The sequence below is a fragment of the Citrobacter meridianamericanus genome (genome assembly GCF_041320245.1).
Taxonomy (GTDB): domain Bacteria; phylum Pseudomonadota; class Gammaproteobacteria; order Enterobacterales; family Enterobacteriaceae; genus Citrobacter; species Citrobacter meridianamericanus.
Genome location: NZ_CP101036.1, coordinates 4,232,722 through 4,251,174 on the forward strand (window position 1 = coordinate 4,232,722; position 18,453 = coordinate 4,251,174).

General features: G+C 46.4%; 21 protein-coding genes. 11 read left to right on the forward strand and 10 right to left on the reverse strand.

The window, feature by feature from the left end; genetic code table 11:
• The first annotated feature begins 15 nt into the window (after positions 1-15).
• The 10 genes from NMD08_RS20685 to NMD08_RS20730 all read left to right on the forward strand — a co-directional run bounded on the left by NMD08_RS20685 (position 16) and on the right by NMD08_RS20730 (position 9,753).
• Positions 16-1,227, forward strand: coding sequence for an ABC-three component system protein (locus NMD08_RS20685; RefSeq protein ID WP_370618934.1), 1,212 nt, complete (start codon positions 16-18; stop codon positions 1,225-1,227).
• A complete protein-coding gene (locus tag NMD08_RS20690) occupies positions 1,224-1,694 on the forward strand; it encodes a three component ABC system middle component (RefSeq protein WP_071887631.1) in 471 nt (156 codons plus the stop codon). Before NMD08_RS20685 ends, NMD08_RS20690 begins: the two co-directional genes overlap by 4 nt.
• A complete protein-coding gene (locus NMD08_RS20695) occupies positions 1,691-3,700 on the forward strand; it encodes a DUF3732 domain-containing protein (protein WP_370618936.1) in 2,010 nt (669 codons plus the stop codon). Before NMD08_RS20690 ends, NMD08_RS20695 begins: the two co-directional genes overlap by 4 nt.
• A 347-nt stretch (positions 3,701-4,047) precedes the next feature.
• Positions 4,048-4,398: an As(III)-sensing metalloregulatory transcriptional repressor ArsR gene (gene arsR, locus NMD08_RS20700; RefSeq protein WP_061076526.1), complete on the forward strand. Its 351-nt coding sequence runs from the start codon at positions 4,048-4,050 to the stop codon at positions 4,396-4,398.
• A 48-nt stretch (positions 4,399-4,446) separates the two neighbouring features.
• Positions 4,447-4,809, forward strand: coding sequence for an arsenite efflux transporter metallochaperone ArsD (gene arsD, locus NMD08_RS20705; protein WP_370618939.1), 363 nt, complete (start codon positions 4,447-4,449; stop codon positions 4,807-4,809).
• A 17-nt stretch (positions 4,810-4,826) separates the two neighbouring features.
• Positions 4,827-6,578: an arsenite efflux transporter ATPase subunit ArsA gene (gene arsA, locus NMD08_RS20710; protein ID WP_370618941.1), complete on the forward strand. Its 1,752-nt coding sequence runs from the start codon at positions 4,827-4,829 to the stop codon at positions 6,576-6,578.
• A gap of 47 nt (positions 6,579-6,625) precedes the next feature.
• Positions 6,626-7,915 carry an arsenite efflux transporter membrane subunit ArsB gene (gene arsB / locus NMD08_RS20715; protein WP_020839045.1) on the forward strand — a complete coding sequence of 430 codons (1,290 nt, stop codon included), beginning with the start codon at positions 6,626-6,628 and terminating at the stop codon, positions 7,913-7,915.
• Between the two features lie 12 nt (positions 7,916-7,927).
• Positions 7,928-8,359, forward strand: coding sequence for a glutaredoxin-dependent arsenate reductase (arsC, locus tag NMD08_RS20720; RefSeq protein ID WP_020839046.1), 432 nt, complete (start codon positions 7,928-7,930; stop codon positions 8,357-8,359).
• 149 nt (positions 8,360-8,508) lie between these two features.
• The gene (locus NMD08_RS20725) at positions 8,509-9,321 is read left to right on the forward strand and encodes a sulfite exporter TauE/SafE family protein (protein ID WP_020839047.1); all 813 of its coding nucleotides are present in this window, start codon (positions 8,509-8,511) and stop codon (positions 9,319-9,321) included.
• Positions 9,322-9,384: 63 nt separating this feature from the next.
• A complete protein-coding gene (locus tag NMD08_RS20730) occupies positions 9,385-9,753 on the forward strand; it encodes a winged helix-turn-helix domain-containing protein (protein WP_020839048.1) in 369 nt (122 codons plus the stop codon).
• Positions 9,754-9,826: 73 nt separating this feature from the next.
• On the opposite strand, the gene arsA (NMD08_RS20735) is transcribed toward NMD08_RS20730, so the two are convergent.
• The 10 genes from arsA (NMD08_RS20735) to NMD08_RS20780 form a co-directional block, all read right to left on the reverse strand.
• Positions 9,827-11,584: an arsenical pump-driving ATPase gene (gene arsA, locus NMD08_RS20735; protein ID WP_370618944.1), complete on the reverse strand. Its 1,758-nt coding sequence runs from the start codon at positions 11,582-11,584 to the stop codon at positions 9,827-9,829.
• A gap of 20 nt (positions 11,585-11,604) precedes the next feature.
• Positions 11,605-11,967, reverse strand: a complete 363-nt coding sequence (locus NMD08_RS20740; protein ID WP_025760244.1) for an arsenic metallochaperone ArsD family protein — start codon at positions 11,965-11,967, stop codon at positions 11,605-11,607.
• Between the two features lie 75 nt (positions 11,968-12,042).
• Positions 12,043-12,588: a sigma-70 family RNA polymerase sigma factor gene (locus tag NMD08_RS20745; RefSeq protein ID WP_198905274.1), complete on the reverse strand. Its 546-nt coding sequence runs from the start codon at positions 12,586-12,588 to the stop codon at positions 12,043-12,045.
• A gap of 8 nt (positions 12,589-12,596) precedes the next feature.
• A complete protein-coding gene (gene arsH, locus NMD08_RS20750; protein ID WP_370618947.1) occupies positions 12,597-13,310 on the reverse strand; it encodes an arsenical resistance protein ArsH in 714 nt (237 codons plus the stop codon).
• A gap of 1 nt (position 13,311) precedes the next feature.
• Complete coding sequence (locus tag NMD08_RS20755) at positions 13,312-13,635, reverse strand: ArsR/SmtB family transcription factor (RefSeq protein WP_370618949.1); 324 nt, start codon at positions 13,633-13,635, stop codon at positions 13,312-13,314.
• Positions 13,636-13,774: 139 nt separating this feature from the next.
• A complete protein-coding gene (locus NMD08_RS20760) occupies positions 13,775-14,383 on the reverse strand; it encodes an inovirus Gp2 family protein (protein WP_370618951.1) in 609 nt (202 codons plus the stop codon).
• A 333-nt stretch (positions 14,384-14,716) separates the two neighbouring features.
• Positions 14,717-15,100, reverse strand: coding sequence for a putative zinc ribbon protein (locus tag NMD08_RS20765; protein ID WP_152405763.1), 384 nt, complete (start codon positions 15,098-15,100; stop codon positions 14,717-14,719).
• A 10-nt stretch (positions 15,101-15,110) separates the two neighbouring features.
• Positions 15,111-15,644 carry a secretoglobin family protein gene (locus NMD08_RS20770; RefSeq protein ID WP_152405762.1) on the reverse strand — a complete coding sequence of 178 codons (534 nt, stop codon included), beginning with the start codon at positions 15,642-15,644 and terminating at the stop codon, positions 15,111-15,113.
• Between the two features lie 103 nt (positions 15,645-15,747).
• A complete protein-coding gene (locus NMD08_RS20775) occupies positions 15,748-15,960 on the reverse strand; it encodes an AlpA family transcriptional regulator (protein WP_048998198.1) in 213 nt (70 codons plus the stop codon).
• A 93-nt stretch (positions 15,961-16,053) separates the two neighbouring features.
• Positions 16,054-16,635 carry a hypothetical protein gene (locus tag NMD08_RS20780; protein ID WP_370618954.1) on the reverse strand — a complete coding sequence of 194 codons (582 nt, stop codon included), beginning with the start codon at positions 16,633-16,635 and terminating at the stop codon, positions 16,054-16,056.
• Positions 16,636-17,362: 727 nt separating this feature from the next.
• Here NMD08_RS20780 and NMD08_RS20785 point away from each other — a divergent pair.
• Positions 17,363-18,283 carry a hypothetical protein gene (locus NMD08_RS20785; RefSeq protein ID WP_370618956.1) on the forward strand — a complete coding sequence of 307 codons (921 nt, stop codon included), beginning with the start codon at positions 17,363-17,365 and terminating at the stop codon, positions 18,281-18,283.
• Positions 18,284-18,453 lie beyond the last annotated feature (170 nt).

Genomic DNA, 18,453 nt, shown 5'->3' on the forward strand with positions numbered 1-18,453 from the left:
AAGAGAGGGAAGAGCATGAGTCGAGCTGTGAACCATACCGCAGAAGGAGCTGCACTTGGTTTTTACTACCAGTCACTCTATGCACTTAAAGCAATCCTCGAAAACGAGCATGATGATGCAGCTCTTTGTCTTGAACGCCTAGATGACGTCGAGATTGTAGCTAATGGCGAAAGCCTTTTATCACAATTAAAGCATTCTATTAAGCCTAATCCAGCCTCAGTCACGATCACATCTACATTGTTATGGAAAACATTCAAGGTTTGGATAGATCTTTTACCTAAAATTAATTTAGATGAAACAAGACTACAATTAATTACTGTTGCACCTGTCGGTAATAAAGACGAATTGTTTGTTTTAACTCAAGAAAATTCAGACCGTGAATTACTACTACTAAAACTTATCGATGAGGCCACTCGGGTCGTAGAAGAACATGAACATTCATTAGCTCAAAAGAAAGTTCCAGCACCACATGTCCAGCGATATAATGCATGTAAATCATTTTTAGAATTGCAAAAAGATACTCGAAAAGAATTATTGGGAAAAGTAGTGCTTTTTGCAAATGAAAAAAACATATCAAATATAAATAAAGATATAGAAAGCAAGTTAACTAACTTCCCTCCAAGTAAACGTGAATTAATCTGTCAACGATTACTGGAGTGGTGGGATCTTCAAGTGATATTCTCTTTGTGTGGGAAAAGAGAAAGGGTTATATATAAGCTTGAGGTTCAACAAAGATTATCAGAAATATCTGGTGAACTAGAAAGGGACGAACTAAACGCCGATTTTGAAAATGCAATTTTGCCTAGTAACTACAATCCACATTCAATGATTGTCAATCAAATAGAGCTTATTAAGGGGCGTCGAGTTGATATATCGCAAGCAACTCGTGAAGAATGGAGGGCAAGATCTCAACGGCACAAGTGGTGCAATGAACGATTTGATATGGCGAGCAGAATAGATCAATACGATAAATTACTATTAGAAACATGGTCTGATAAGTATGAAAGAATGGCCGAGGAGTGTGAGGATTGTGAAGGTCATCATAAAGAAGAACAAGGATATCAATTGTTCAGATGGTCTTTTGACTTGGCTCATACCCAGATACGTTCTTTTGCTCCGAATTGGAATGCTAGCTATTATGTTCGTGGGACCTATCAATTATTATCAATAGAGTTAAAAGTGGGATGGCATCCTGATTACAAGGGTTTGTTAAGGGATAAGAAATGATTTTAGCTCACGATATATATGCTGAAACGAACCCTGTATTTTGCTCGTTTTTATTATCGGGGTTTTGTGATTTCTATAATACTTCCATTGAGATAAATCCAGAAATCCCTCTCATCTACTTAGTTCTTCCTATTGTTTTATCAGAGGATTTAAGTTCAACATTTTTAGGATGCAATATAAAGACTGGTTTGCTAGTTTGGTTGGAAAGGAATCCAAGTGTGCTTAATGAATTAACTAAGCGAGTAAACTCTACATTAGCTATTACAACTGAAGCCATTAGATTTGGATGTATTTCAAAAATATTGAAATTAAATGTTGATGGAACAGTAGTTGGAAATAATATTAAGCTAGAGCGTCTAATGAAAGACAATAGTCTATCCCTAAAGAAAACACGTTTATTAGCTTATTGGTTTTCTGAAATGGGATCAACGAGGGCCACTTTTGAAGCTATGGGACTTACGTTATGAAAAGATGGAATATCGAAAGAATCTTTTTTTTTGGGGTTGAAGATTTATTTCGTGAGATCCAATTTGATGTTGGTAAAGTTAATATTATTACTGGAGCCTCGGGAACAGGTAAATCCGCAATAATAAAAGCAATTGATTATTGCTTGGGTTCTTCTTCGTGTGAATTACCCGCTTATATTAAGCGCCATTGTACCGTTGTGGGAGTTAGATGGTCAAAAGGGAAGGACCAGTTGATTGTGTGTCGCCAAATTCCTCCCGTTGGTAAAAAATCAAGTGATTGTATGTATATTACTTCGGGGCGAGAACTCTCTATTCCAAAGAATATTAAAGAACTTGAGGGGCGTACTACAGTATCTGCAGCAAAAGCTATTTTAGAGCGAGCTTTTCAGATTGGCGACTTAAATAATGATTTAGAATCTAATCGTCAATATACAGAGAAAGCTACAGTTCGACATATAACACCATACATATTTGTTACGAAGGAAGTTATAGATAGCGAAACAGTACTCCTTCATGGCTTGGATGATAATAAAAAATCCCCAGCAATTATCTCAACTCTTCCTTATTTTTTAGGTGTAAGTTCAGAAGCTTCAGTCGTTGCTGAAAAACGTTTGCGCCAGCTTCGTAGAGTACTAGAAATTGAAAGTAGCAGAGTAGAAGCTCGCCGTTCAAAAGATGGGTTAGTAAAACAACGTTTAAGAGTTCTTTTAGCAGAAGCCCAAGAAATAGGATTGTTATCAGAGAGGGATTTATATGGTATTGATGAGCATGAGCTTATTTCTTTATTAAAAAGTGCCATGATTAACCCCATGGATACTTTAAATTATCCTGACGAGAATGAGCTTTCAGAGTTACATGATTATCGAAAAAATATTCTACATGATCTCAATCGAACTAAACGTAAGAAACGTGCAATGTTCATGGCATTGAAAGAGTCAAATGATTATCAATGTGCTATTAAAAAACAACATGAGAAGTTACGGATAGCTGAGCATTTGAACTTGTCAGAAATCCCTACAACATGTCCCATCTGCAACTCTGAAACTAAGAAAGGTGCAGAAGTTGCTCAAAAGATAAAACATTCACTTGAGGTTTTAAGTTCTGAAAATAGTGAGGTTGGGCGAATCAAACCTCATCTTAGCTTACAAATGGATGAACTATCTGAAGGTGAAATTAGCCTTAGTTTAAAACTTAGAGAAGTTGATGCAGCAATTGAATCAAAATTATCTCAAATACAGAATGGAAAAAGACTAACTAGTTTAGCTCAAATGCATGCTTATTTTCGTGGTAAAGCTAGTTTTTTCCTCGAGACACTCGATGATAGGTTATTACATTCTGCAAAAGACTTAAGTGGCTTGCAAAGTGAAATCAATAAGTTAGAGTCTATTGTAGACCTAGATAACAGAAGGGTAAGGTTACAGAGAGCGGAGAACTTGATTTCTAACTTTTCTAATCAAGCATTTCAAATGCTACCGAGAGAAGAACCTTGTACTAATGCTGAAATATTATTCTCTTCCAGAGAGCCTAAAGTTAGTCTCGTAGAGAAAGGTCCTTATGGTTCTATTTTATCAATGGCTGATATTGGTTCTGATCAAAACTACTTAGCTGTTCACATAGCATTATCATTTGGTTTGCAGCGGTATTTTGCAAAAGAAGAACGTCCTATTCCTGGATTGTTAGTGTTAGATCAATTGAGCCGTCCATATTTTTCTAATTCGCCTAGTAAAATAAATATTAATTCTAATGCTCAGGAAGAAGATGAATCAAATGGCGTAGATGAAACTCAAATAGACTCTAATGATGAAGACTTTAGGGCAATGAGAAAACATATTAATTTTCTCTTTGATGAGGTCAATGGAGAGGAAGGATTACAGGTTATATTATTAGAACACGCTTATTTTGTAGATGATGTTCGATATGTTGAAGCAACAAAACAACGTTGGACTAGAGAATCTGGGGAGGCCTTGATTCCTAAAAGCTGGAAACGTAGGGCAGACTATAAATAATAATGCAGAAAAGTGATTTTATGCTTTACAGCCTTAAATAAGAGTGTGTAGTTTAAGTTGGTTACATGCTCTTTTTCTCTCTAATATTAATTTTTTATTATGCTGAAGTTATCACTTGGAGTATCCGCCCTAGCAGTTTTACCCCACGCTTTCTTAGCTTAACCCTTCATTTTTAAATGATCTTTCGCCCAACTTTGGCCTGATATCCTACTCCATTAAACAACTGAATTCCGGCATGATATGACTCTGTTCAGAGCTATATCGATTCTCATATGTGTTTTATCGAATATATGGTTGATCTTATTTACTTACAGTGTATTCTATTTTTTAGACATTCAGGAGGCTCAATGACACTAACTTCCCTACAGCTCTTCAAAAACCTTTCCGATGAGACTCGCCTGGGCATCGTGCTGTTGCTCAGGGAGATGGGAGAGCTGTGCGTGTGCGACCTTTGCACTGCGCTAGAACAGTCACAGCCCAAGATCTCCCGTCATCTGGCAATGCTTCGGGAAAGTGGCCTATTGCTGGATCGCAAGCAGGGGAAATGGGTTCATTACCGCTTATCTCCGCATATTCCTTCCTGGGCTGCTCAGGTGATTGAGCAGGCCTGGTTAAGCCAACAGGACGACGTTCAGGCCATCGCCCGTAAGCTGGCATCAGCAAACTGCTCTGGCAGTGGTAAGGCTGTTTGTATCTAAAAAAATTTACCTATACATATATGTTTTTTCGGATGTGAGGTGTTAAAGATGAAAACGTTAACCGTGTTTGATCCTGCGATGTGCTGCAGTACCGGTGTTTGTGGTTCAGATGTTGATCAGGTTCTGGTCGATTTTTCTGCTGATGTGCAATGGCTGAAAGGACGTGGTGTACAGGTTGAACGTTACAACCTGGCGCAGCAGCCCATGAGCTTTGTTCAGAATGAGAAAGCGAAAGCATTCCTCGAAGCATCTGGAGCAGAAGGGCTTCCGCTACTGCTGTTGGACGGTGAAACTGTGATGGCAGGGCTATACCCAAAACGTGCTGAGCTGGCTCGCTGGTTCGGTATTCCGCTGGAGAAGGTAGGGTTAGCTCCCACCAGTTGCTGTGGTGGTAATACTTCCTGTTGCTGAGTATGTCAGGAGGACATATGAAATTCTTACAGAATATCCCGCCTTACCTGTTTTTTACCGGTAAGGGAGGTGTAGGAAAAACTTCTATTTCCTGCGCGACGGCTATCCGCCTTGCTGAACAGGGTAAGCGGGTTTTGCTGGTCAGTACCGATCCAGCCTCCAATGTCGGCCAGGTATTCGATCAGGCTATCGGTAACACCATTCGCCCTGTGGCAGCAGTTGATGGACTTTCCGCTCTGGAAATCGACCCGCAGGAAGCCGCCCAGCAATACCGCTCCAGAATCGTTGATCCTATCAAAGGTCTTTTGCCTGATGACGTTGTTAACAGTATCAGCGAGCAGCTTTCAGGAGCCTGTACCACTGAGATTGCGGCGTTTGATGAGTTCACCGGCTTATTGACAGACGCTTCCCTGCTGACCCGCTTCGATCACATCATTTTTGATACAGCGCCGACGGGCCACACGATTCGCCTTCTCCAGCTTCCCGGTGCCTGGAGTAGCTTCATTGAAAGTAATCCAGATGGTGCTTCCTGTCTTGGCCCAATGGCCGGGCTGGAAAAGCAGCGTGAGCAGTATGCTCATGCAGTAGAGGCGTTATCCGATCCTGAACGTACCCGCCTGGTTCTGGTTTCACGACTGCAAAAATCTACGTTGCAGGAAGTCGCCCGCACCCATGAAGAACTGGCTGCAATTGGCCTGAAAAACCAGTATCTGGTGATTAATGGTGTGCTGCCTAAAGCCGAAACTGAATATGACGCCCTGGCCGCTGCGATATGGCAACGTGAGCAGGAGGCACTGGCAAATCTTCCTGCCGGTTTATCTGAGCTACCGACAGATACCCTATTACTACAGCCAGTCAATATGGTTGGTGTTTCAGCATTGAAGGGACTGCTGGATACCCGTTCTGAGGCATTACCGCTCCCGGTAACGAACGTCCTGTACACGCCTGAAAACTTATCGCTCTCTGGCCTGGTCGATGATATCGCTCGCAGTGAACACGGCCTGATTATGCTGATGGGCAAAGGTGGCGTAGGGAAAACCACGATGGCTGCTGCCATCGCCGTCAGGCTGGCAGACATGGGATTTGACGTGCATCTCACGACCTCTGATCCTGCTGCGCACCTGAGTACAACGCTGAACGGCAGCCTCAAAAATCTGCAGGTCAGCCGCATCAACCCTCACGATGAAACCGAACGCTATCGCCAGCATGTTCTTGAGACGAATGGAAGAGATCTGGACGAAGCAGGGAAACGGCTACTGGAAGAGGATTTACGCTCTCCCTGTACTGAAGAAATTGCCGTGTTTCAGGCCTTCTCCCGCGTGATTCGTGAAGCGGGTAAGCGCTTTGTTGTTATGGATACCGCCCCTACCGGACACACGCTGTTGCTGCTGGATGCGACCGGGGCTTACCACCGAGAGATTGCCAAAAAAATGGGGAGTAAAGGTCATTTTACTACCCCCATGATGCAGCTTCAGGACCCGGAACGAACCAAAGTTCTGCTGGTTACGCTTCCTGAAACCACACCGGTGCTGGAAGCGGCAAACCTGCAGGCTGATCTTGAAAGAGCGGGAATTCATCCGTGGGGCTGGATTATCAATAACAGCCTTTCCATTGCGGATACGCGTTCTCCGTTGCTTTGCCAGCGCGCTCATCAGGAACAGCCTCAGATTGAGGCTGTTAAGAATCAGTACGCTAACCGTATAGCGCTTGTTCCGGTGCTGGCGTCAGAGCCCGCTGGTATTGAAAAGCTCAGAGAGTTGATGAGTTAATTTTTTTGCATATACAGGGCGGCAAAGTCGCCCTGTCAGGAGGTTTTATGTTACTGGCAGGCGCTATTTTTGTCCTGACCATTGTTTTGGTTATCTGGCAACCAAAAGGATTAGGGATCGGCTGGAGTGCAATGCTGGGCGCGGGTCTGGCTCTGATATCTGGCGTTGTGCATGTGGGCGATATTCCGGTGGTGTGGAATATCGTCTGGAATGCGACGGCGACCTTTATTGCCGTAATTATTATCAGCCTGCTGCTTGATGAGTCCGGCTTTTTCGAATGGGCAGCGCTGCACGTTTCCCGCTGGGGTAACGGTCGTGGACGTTTGCTCTTTACGTATATCGTTCTGCTCGGTGCGGCGGTGGCGGCACTGTTTGCCAACGATGGTGCGGCACTTATTCTGACGCCGATAGTCATCGCCATGCTGCTGGCATTAGGGTTCAGCAAAGGCACCACGCTGGCATTCGTCATGGCTGCCGGTTTTATTGCCGATACGGCCAGCCTGCCGCTTATCGTGTCGAACCTGGTGAATATCGTATCGGCGGACTTCTTTGGTCTGGGATTCACCGAATATGCGTCGGTAATGGTGCCGGTGGATATTGCAGCCATTGTTGCCACTCTGGTTATGCTGCATCTTTTCTTCCGCAAAGATATTCCGCCGACTTACGACCTGGCTCTCCTTAAGACACCGGCAAAGGCGATTAAAGATCTGGCAACCTTCAGAACCGGATGGATAGTGTTGATCCTTCTTCTGGTTGGCTTTTTCGTCCTTGAGCCGTTGGGTATCCCGGTCAGCGCGATTGCTGCCGTAGGAGCTGTCATTCTGTTTGCGGTGGCGAAACGAGGCCATGCCATTAACACTGGCAAAGTGCTGCGCGGTGCGCCATGGCAGATCGTCATCTTCTCATTGGGGATGTACCTGGTGGTCTACGGTCTGCGCAACGCCGGGCTAACCGAATACCTTTCCGGTGTGCTGAACGTACTGGCGGATAAAGGACTCTGGGCTGCTACGCTGGGTACTGGCTTCCTGACGGCTTTCCTGTCTTCCATCATGAACAACATGCCTACCGTGCTGGTTGGCGCTCTTTCTATCGATGGAAGCACCGCAACAGGCGTTATCAAAGAAGCGATGATCTACGCCAACGTGATTGGCTGCGATCTGGGACCGAAAATTACACCGATTGGTAGCCTGGCAACGCTGCTCTGGCTGCATGTCCTTTCACAGAAGAACATGACCATCACCTGGGGATACTATTTCCGCACCGGGATCGTCATGACTCTGCCTGTGCTGTTTGTAACGCTGGCCGCGCTGGCGCTACGTCTCTCTTTCACTTTGTAATGAGATACTGATATGAGCAACATCACCATTTATCACAACCCAGCCTGCGGCACGTCGCGTAATACGCTGGAGATGATCCGCAACAGCGGTATCGAGCCGACCGTTATTCTTTACCTTGAGACTCCACCTTCACGCGATGAGCTGGTCAAACTCATTGCGGATATGGGCATTTCCGTCCGTGCTTTGCTGCGTAAGAACGTCGAGCCGTATGAGGAACTGGGTCTTGCAGAAGATAAATTTACTGACGATCAGCTCATCGACTTTATGTTGCAACATCCGATCCTTATTAACCGTCCGATTGTGGTAACACCACTGGGAACTAAACTTTGCCGTCCTTCGGAGGTGGTTCTGGATATCCTTCCAGATGCCCAGAAAGCGGCTTTCACCAAGGAAGACGGTGAGAAGGTGGTTGACGCTAGCGGAAAACGAATCGACAACAAGTAATTTCATTTAATGAAAGGGCTGATTCCCCGGCCCTTTCATATCATCTTTTTTCTTCCCTCCAGAAAGTCAAATATACGCTTCCAGAGTCCACATTTTTTATGTTACCTTTCCCGTTGTGTCATTTTTGACATAACGGGAAAGGTAAATACATGTCATCAGATTCGAAACGGAATGGAAAAGGTTTTTTATCAGGCACGTTAATAGGTGCTTTAGGCGGCTTGATTGGTCTTGGTGGTGCTGAGTTCCGCCTTCCCGTCCTGATGGGTAGTTTCAAAATGCCGACGCTGGAAGCGGTTATTTTTAACAAAGCAATGAGCCTTACTGTTGTCGCTGTTGCTTTGATATTCCGCACAAAATCCATCGCCATCGACCAGCTGTTTGCTCATCTTGATATTGTCATCAATTTGCTGGCCGGGAGCCTTATCGGTGCATGGTGGGCAGCAGGAAGAGCCATAAAAATGTCCCGTATTTGGCTGGACAGAACCATTCTGCTCCTGCTTGTTATCCTGTCATTCGTCATGCTTTCAGAAGCATGGATGCCTTTGCATGATAGCTCCGCTGGATTATTCCAGCCCGGAATCGCGACCATTATTGCGGGTGTTATTGCGGGTTTCTTCATCGGGAATGTTGCTGCTCTGCTGGGTGTTGCAGGGGGAGAGCTCCTTATACCAACCATTGTTATCCTTTTTGGGGCTGATATTAAACTGGCTGGCAGTTTGTCATTAATGATCAGTTTACCGACGATGATTGTGGGTTTTTCTCGCTACACTAATGCTGATGCTTTCCAGATCCTGAGAAAAGAGAAAAAACTTTTTGTGTGGATGGTCATCGGTTCCGTTATAGGGGCCGCTGTTGGGGGCCTTATGCTCGGTATGTTCCCAGTAAGAGTACTAATGACTCTGTTGGGCGTGGTACTGCTTATTTCCGCAATCAAAACCTTTAAGCATACCCGGCAAAGATGATGGTGGTTTACGCTTTGGACTATCCCGCATCACAGAGAAAATGATTTTGAAAAAGGTATCAGAATGAAAAGTAAGCCCCTTAAATCGAACTTAATATTAGTCAGACCACGGATCTATATTAATGACAACATTTCTCTGGGGCCGGGGAAGATTGACCTTTTAAGAGCAATTGATGGTTTTCACTCTCTCTCGGCGGCAGCTAAAGATTTGGGGATACCTTATAAAAGAGCATGGCTCTTAATTGACACTTTGAATAAGGGAATTGGTCAGCCAGTTGTAATCACTTCCACTGGTGGTAACAAAGGTGGTGGGACAGTTCTGACGCCATTGGGGCGTAGCCTGCTGACCTGGTATGACCAGGCCGAGGCCCACCTCAATGAGCAATCTCAGCAACAGTTAATTGAACTTGAAAAGATACTTTTTGGAAAATGACAGAGGTCTTTATTATCCATCGGGAAAATAGAGCGACAGCAAAGCATGAAGGGGGCTAATGCCCCCTTTATTGTTACTTCGCCATATCTTCCAGCAGGTCAATACCGACAGGCTCTTCGCTCTGTAGCGCTGTTAATGCAATGCGTTCTGCATACTGCTCTTCCACATCAGATATGAGAGGGAGCTCGCGGTTCGCCCTGGTCTTCAGGAAAGGTGAAGACGGTTCAGCTGCCGCCAGGCTGTTATTAACAACCCATGCCCACGGCTCAATGCCAGCGCGACGCAAATCCTGCTGCAGGTTTGCTGCTTCCAGTACAGGTGTCGTTTCGGCAAGCGTCACGATAATCACTTTTGTCTTCTCCGGGTCCTGCAATTGCATCATTGGCGTCATCACATGGTCATGTGTTTGCCCCATCTGGCGCACCATTTCCCGGTGATAGGCTCCAGTTGCATCCAGTAGCAGAAGCGTGTGACCCGTTGGCGCGGTGTCCATAATGACAAAATGGTCGTCGGCCTCTTTGATGATCCGCGAGAATGCCTGGAAGACGGCGATCTCTTCAGTACATGGCGAGCGGAGATCTTCCTCCAGCACCGCCAGTCCTTCTGCATCTAACCCTTTGCCCTGGTTTTCCAGTACAAAACGGCGATAACGCTCTGTCTCTACCTTCGGGTCGATACGGCTAACCTGAAGATTTGGCAGCGAACCATCCAGCGTGTAAGACAGATGTGCCGCCGGGTCGGATGTAGTCAGGTGGACCTTATGACCACGCTTCGCCAGCGATACCGCGACCGATGCTGCAATGGTCGTTTTACCTACACCGCCTTTACCCATCGTCATGACCAGCCCTTTGCCTGTCTGGCTCAGTTCATCAACCAGTGAAGCAAGTTTCGGTAAATCCAGAGCATTCAGCGTGGTAGCAGGAAGAGCCGGTGCGGCGTTGCTCTGGGTAAATAGCTCCCGCAGGGCTTCCAGACCGACCAGGTTAAATGGCTTCAGATACAGCTGTGAGCGGGGAAGATTAGCCAGATTATCAGGCATTGCCTGTAATGCTTTTTCTTCCCGAGCCAGAATACTTTGCGCCAGTGGATCATTTTCACCGGCAAACGGTGGCAGCACACCATTAATGGCAAGGTGTTGATGCTGCAAACCAATAGCAGAAAGCTCATCGTGCGTATGAGAAACCTCTTTCAGCGTTGAAGCCTGAGCTCGGGCAACCAGCACTAAGCGTGTGAGAGCTGCGTCGGACAGCGCTTTAACCGCATCGGAGTACTGGTGCTGTTGTTTCTCAAGCCCTACCAGAGGTCCAAGGTTTGCAGCGGCATCAGGGTTCGCTTCGAGATAACCGCTCCAGGCTCCCGGCAATTCAAGCATGCGGATGGTGTGACCGGTTGGCGCGGTATCAAATACGATATGGTCATATTTTTCCCGCAGCTCATGATTGGTCAGCAGACCAGTAAACTCATCAAACGCAGCGATTTCCGTGGTGCATGAGCCGGAGAGCTGCTCTTCAATACTGCTGACCACATCGGCTGGCATCAGCCCGCGAACCGGGTCGAGCACGCGGTCACGATAAGCCTGTGCTGCAGCCATAGGGTCAACTTCCATCGCGGCAAGATTTTCTACGGTACTGATATCTGTAATTCGGTGGCCGATAGTCTGGCTAAAGACCTGGCCGACATTGGAAGCCGGATCGGTACTCACCAGAAGCGTTCTCTTACCCTGATCGGCCAGCCATACCGCAGTAGCACAGGCCAGAGATGTTTTACCCACGCCACCTTTACCGGTGAAGAAGATGAACGGGGGAATGTCTTTTAAAAATGGCATATTCATCAGTGATTGCTCCTCTGGAATTAAGGCATACGTGGAATGCTGCAGCAACGTGGTTGCGTACTGTCTTCACTCCAGTCCTGAGTAAGCGCAATACCTGCCCAACGGGCGATATCTTCTCGTGTCGGGAGTTTGCCTGCCATTACGAGCTTGCCGTTGAGCAAGGTGACAGGAAGGGACTCCATCCCTGATGTGTTCAGGAACTCTTTGATGACAGGGGTATTCAGGAACTGCTGCGGGTTCTTCGCAAGGCTGTAGCGCTGAATATCAACGCCATTCTTTTTCGCCCATTCGGCGCTGGCGTTCCATTTGACTGCTTCGTCGCTGACCACAACGCTACTGGTTGCGCAGCAGCCTGCTGCTTCAAAGATCTCAATTTTTGACATGGACTGTTTACCTCAGTGTTTAGTCATTTGGCTTTACACTGAGGTAAACGAAGGTGACGGGAAAAAGATGCGCGATTAATTCATTTTTTTGTGGCAGCAGACGGGAGATGTGTCATCCGCCTCAATCTGACAAAGTTCTGTCATCGTTTCTTTCAGGTGCTTTCTGGCCCGAAGCAAACGGGATTTAAACGCCGTAAGCGTAATTCCCAGTTCATCGGCCAAAGACTGCTGGGGACGCCGGTTAAGGTCGGACTCTTCAATCAACCATCGCTCATCTTCAGGTAAAGCCTGTAATGTTTCAGGCAGGCAAATATCCAGCGTTGAGATTGCATCAGGGGATGCGTCTGTTAATGGGGCATCTTCTTCCAGCTCAACAAACTCCCTGGTGGTGCGGTACTCATCAATCAGCAGATTCCTCGCCGCCCGATATAGCCAGGCTCGCGGATTCTCCATCTCGCAGAAACTGTCTGAATGAGCGCGGGCACGCAGGAATAGCTCTTGCAGAAGGTCTGCTGCTTTTTCGCTATCACCTGTCTTCGATGTCAGAAAGCGAGAGAGTTCGGCTTCATGTTGCTGCCAGAACACGCTCATGCAGTTGTTGAATGCCGTTACATCACTCATACCAGCCCTCAAATTTTGCTCTGATTAACCCGCCGGGAAAGTTCTTCTGCCGACTCTTTTCGTTCGCTGTAGCGATCAACGAGATAGGCTGAGTTACCTCGGGTCAGCAGAGTAAATTTCACTAGCTCTTCCATCACATCCACGATGCGGTCGTAATAAGACGACGGTTTCATTCGCCCATCTTCATCAAACTCCTGCCAGGCTTTTGCCACGGAGGACTGATTTGGAATGGTGATCATCCGCATCCAGCGGCCAAGAATGCGCATCTGGTTAACGGCATTGAAAGACTGAGAGCCACCGCAGACCTGCATAACGGCCAGCGTCTTACCCTGAGAAGGGCGAACAGCGCCTTCCGAAAGTGGTATCCAGTCAATCTGGGCTTTCATGATGCCGGTCATCGCACCATGACGTTCAGGTGAACACCACACCATGCCTTCGGCCCAACGAACCAGCTCACGCAACTCCATGACTTTGGGATGCGAATCTGGTGCATCATCAGGAAGAGGCAAACCAGAGGGATTGAAGATCCGCACCTCTGCACCCATCGCAGTCAGCAGTCTTGCTGCTTCTTCCGTTGCTAATCGGCTGTAAGAGCGTTCACGTACAGATCCGTACAGCATCAGGATACGAGGAGGATGGGGAACGGCAGGAATACCGAATCTTGCCTCTGTGATTGAGGTGTCAAACAAACCTGAATCAACATTCTTAAGATCGCCTGTCATTTTACTTCTCCGTCTTCTGGGGCAGGGTGAGGCAGTCGTCAGTCCCTGAGCAGCATTCTTCTGTCAGGAAGGTAATGAGAGCCTCAAGGTTCTCATATCGAGCATGGCAATAGAGCGTTCTACCCTTGCGCTCCTGGCGTACCAGAGAGACTGATATCAGCGATGAGAGATGATGGCTCAACGTAGACGCAGGGATTTCGAGCCGCTTCTGCAGTTCGCCAACCGGTAACCCCTCATGCCCGGCTTTAACCAGCTCTCTGTAAACGCTAAGGCGCGTGGGATGACCCAGCTCTTTCAGGGTATCTGTTGCTTTTGAAAGCTCCACTTGCATTTCATTTCTATATTTCTGGAAAAATGGAAATATAGCGTATTATTTGGAGGTTTCCAAGGCCTCACCAATCGATATAAGTGGTTAGAAGTCAGCGGGGTAAAGATTTTAAAAACAATTTTTCTTTGATTAACAATTAGTTTTGGCTACATCCAAAGGACCGTTCTTCCCTGCTGTAATCTTTGGTGCGTTCTTTCGCAAAATAACTTAACCGAAACGTCAGTTGATCATAAACCTCGTTGCAACCAGCGGAATTAACGTCCAGGTAATAAAGTGGATTATCGGGAAAGCGGGCTAGCGTCCAGTGCTCTGGGCGGTGACTAAGCTGTAAAGCACTCAGCCAGGCCTCTCGTATCAGAGACGCCAGGCCCGTACCGTCTTCTTTGTAACTCCCCAGTCCATTGAACGTATCGTTATTCACGAACAACACCATGTGGTAATGCGATTTCTGATTTATCTCACCTACTTCCCGAACCCAGGCATTACGAAGGTGGCATGGATAAGTTCGTTTACCCTGCTTCAACTTACTTCTGTAGCGCGCTGCAATCTTTGCATCAAGGGATTCAATGAAACGAGATATCAGACTCTGTCGGTTAATGATATCGTCAGGAAGACGCAGGTCTACCCGTACCGCCATCGTGCGTGGGTGCTCTGCAGTCGCGTTATTTATGACGCGTAGAATACGCTGTAGGTAAGTGGTATTGAATGGTGCGTGCCGTCTGTCTAGACAGATATTATCAATCATATAATTTGCCTTGGGTAATGAATTACGGGCAGAGCAAAGCCTTGCCCGTAATGGGCTGTTGAAGGGATTAAGGATTTAAAGGGGGGTAATACCAGTCATTAAGGCTGTCGTGTATGAGTGAGCGTATAGGGTGTGGTGCTGGGGTAGTATTGTTTATATATCAGTTGGTTAATCAATTAATATTACCAACCCGTCGTGGAGTACTAATGCTCAATCCACCAGCACCAGTGGCAGGGTGATGGAAAGTGATTGATTTTTACTCCGAAGTTATATCCCCGCATATAATAACTTTCTGGTGTACCAATCAATCCCATGATTGCCTGGTACGTATCGCTAAATTCGTATCTCCCGACTGTATATCCCTTTTCTACATTGAGGGCAGCACTTCTCACCGCCATATGACAGGCCGCACATGGTACATTGCCATTGTGTGGTCGTGATGACCGGTGGGAGTTGTGCCAGAAGGCGCTGTAGCTTAGCCACTGCTGAAGGCTTTCCATTGACGGGGGCCAGATAGGGGCATTGCAGCAGTGCTTCTGGTTGTCCCTGAAGTATGTCGTGTTCGAACCAGGGCGGTGACGTTATGGTGGGGGGATGGAAAATCAACGGGCACTGGCAGTGATGGCAGAACCACTCTTCATCGCCTGAATTCAGTTGGCTGACAGCGAAAATCTCACCGGTTTTACGCTGTGCAATATAGCATTTTGGTATCAGCATTATCCGTCCCTCACATCGGCTGGGTGGCACGAATGTAACCGTCAGTCAGCGTCTTCAGTCCCCGGTATGCCCGCTGTTTTACTGCCAACCATTGCGTCAGCGTGTCAGGCAGTGGCAGATGCAGCGCATACCATTCCTCCATATCCTTACCTGTTGCCAGCTCACACCAGCACAGCAGGGTCAGCGCCTGGCGCATACCGGGCTGTACATTAAGCCGGAATAACATCTGTAACTGGTCTGCCAGCCGACTTTTCCCCAGTCGATAACATTCGCTAAGCAGCACACCGGGCAGAAGGGCATAATCGGTGTGTTTAGTCAGACCGGGGGCGGCAGTACATGATCCCAGTCGACCGGTGCGGGTGACCGGCAGCAGACACTGTGGAATGACGACTTCTGTTACGCTACTGCCTGGCATCGGGCAGGCGGTTATCGCCAGCCTGTGCCACTGCGAGATGTGCTGCTGGCATAAACCATGGAACAGACTGACGCGGGTAAAATCATCCAGCCAGACCTGGTAATGGTTGAGTAAGGGTGAATTGTTCATTTCTGATATTCCTTAAATGAGTAACTGACATGCAGCCGTAAGACTCCGCAAGAGGCGGATACGAGATGACGCACTGGTTTTGGGTTAACGAACGGGAAGGGGTTTAGCGCTGAGGACGGGATGCATCAATACGGGCCTGCAGCCAGGCTTCGACTTCGCTTTGCAACCAGCGTGAACTTCGTCCAAGTTTGATGGGTTTTGGAAAGAGGCCATCCTTGATGAGTCGGTAAATCCATTTATCACTGACCCCCAGCAGGCGGGTGATAAAAGCCATATCGACGAACTGGTCTTCAGACAGGGAAGGTTTACTGGTCATGGTTTGATTCTCCGGTAGCTGAATGGGTACCGGAGTCGGGTGATTAAACGTTGCTGCCCGCTCCGGCATAGCAACCGGTGCTGCTGTAAAAAACTAACTAAACTTCCTCGGTCTGCCCTGCCTGGCTGGCGTAGGAATGTCGTTGTATCCCCAGATTGGTAATCCGTATTTCTGGTCTTCTTTTGCCAGATAGCTGGCTATACGTCTCAGGCTGTCGATGGCTTCGTTGTTGTGATATTCAACAACATTGTTAATATTGTCCTGATGATATTCCTGTGGCTTGCATCTCTGGTATTTGCCCTCACCATGGGTAATCTGTTGCCACAGCACTCCCGCCTGTAAAATAAATGGGAATGATTTCTGATGCTCCTGACCATTAAGATAAAAAATCGCATGGGCATGTACCTCTCCTTCTGATGTCCATTCCAGCACCCAGAAACAACCGATAACGCCTGGAAGGTTCATCATCGCCTGAGTGAGCTCTCTGAGATCATCCTGTATTTCTGCGGAGGAATTACGAATGAACCGGCTGGTACCTCGCTGGTAATCAAAATCCATTCGAAATGCCAGTATCTTAGCGTGACATGCCAGGAGCTGATTAAGATGGTGATTAATCAGATTCAGCAGGAAATCATCGGGAGTGATTTTTTTAAAGTGTGGGTAATGTCTTTTCATTGTGCTGTTCCTTTAGTTGAGTTCAAAGGAACAGCGGGTGCTGTTTTTTTTTGCACTGTCGCAGGACGTGTTACCTGCCTGCCATATTCAATTTGTTACTGTCAGTAATGTGGCCTCCCCAGGAGGGACAGTAGTTATATACACGATAAACGTGAAGATACATGCCGGGATGGCAGCACAGACCAGGTCTGGTGAGACTGAGAGGGCACGAGTAATCTGAAGCCTGAGGTATCACGAGTATATGCTGAGATCCACTTCCCTATAATACCAATTAACCTTAATTATTAATTTCCAGACAAACAGTCCCTTGCTGATAGCCAGCATGCATTACATCTCTTTTTCAGATGCCGGGCCTGATAAGGCGTCTTTTATCGGGTTCCTGGATGTGCTGGCCTTATAATTTTCAGTAAGCATCGGGAGGTGTTTATCATGCTTCCTGCTTAAATATAGTAACCGGTAATGACGTAAAGTTTAGCGGCGTGACCACATTCGTTGACGTAAGGCGTTGCATCAATAATCAGTACTGAGCCAGCATTGCATTGCTGTCTCACCCATCCGTGTGTGTGGCAGGAGAAAGGAATCGTTTTGCCTCTGCGCAGCAGGCGTTTTTAGTGGTTTTCTATGCGCCAAATCACAAATTCATCGCCTTATTTATTCGTTGCTATTTCAATGTTGTATAGTTTTTATATCCTTATTTTGTATAAAAAACGAGCTGAAAATAAAGAAAATGAGTGGTGAAATATTGTCGCGCGAAGTGTTGAATGAAAGATTGAATGCGTATTATTCTTCTTTTCTGTCCAGATACGGCATCAGCATCATGCCGTCAGACCCTTTTGATAAACCCGAGAATTATATTGGCTACATCAAAGAACATCGCGAGGATATTGCTGGCACCCGGACAGTCCTGGAACTGAACGAATTAATCGGGAATATGATTTTACGTTCTAAAAGAGAACTGATAGCGACAGAGAGAATATCATGGATAGGTAGCAGTGAAAGGGCCTGTCTTTTTACATGGTATCAGCTCATGATATTTATCAGAGAGAATCAAAATTCAATTTTACAGAAACTTTATAGTAAAAATAAACTTGTTATCAGGGATGATTATTTACAAATTCAATGTTTTCCCTCTGATTCAAAATCACAAATCATGCAGATCCTGAAAATCATAGACTTACTCTCGGACGACAAATCAATTCATGCCTGGCTGGAGAGAATAAAATCAGAATGGATAAAAGCCTTTAAAAGCCGGAGTCCATTCAGTTACCTCAGGCCAGAGAACAGTGATGACTGCATCTGGACCTGGCAGTATCTGAAGGACAGAAATATTGCCTGTGGTGAGCTTATTGACTTTCCTGATTCTTCTGATATCTATCACGCAATATTTCTCTCGTTTGATGTCTGGATAACCAGACTTATGACTTCCGATGAAGATGTTAAAATTTTCAGACAAACATTTAACAAGAAAAAAGCCAGCCGGAAGTATAAAAAATCACAGGAGGAAAACATTAACATTCAGTTTTATCTCGATGTTAACACAAGGGAGAAACTCAGGGCGTTGTCGAGATCAAGACGTCTGAATAATGGTGAAATGCTGAAGGAACTCATACTTGAAGAATACCAGAGGTACAAAAAGACAAAGTTCTGACCTTAACGCGGCAGTACTCAGCCTGTCGGGATCAGCCAGCATATTCACAAAGTGAGGTCTGATAACGACAGGTTGTATACGAGTCGTATATTAATTGCCTGCATTCCAAAAATTTTCAGACAGATATTATCTCCGTGAATCCCCTGCATCCTTAGCCGGATTGCGAGGCT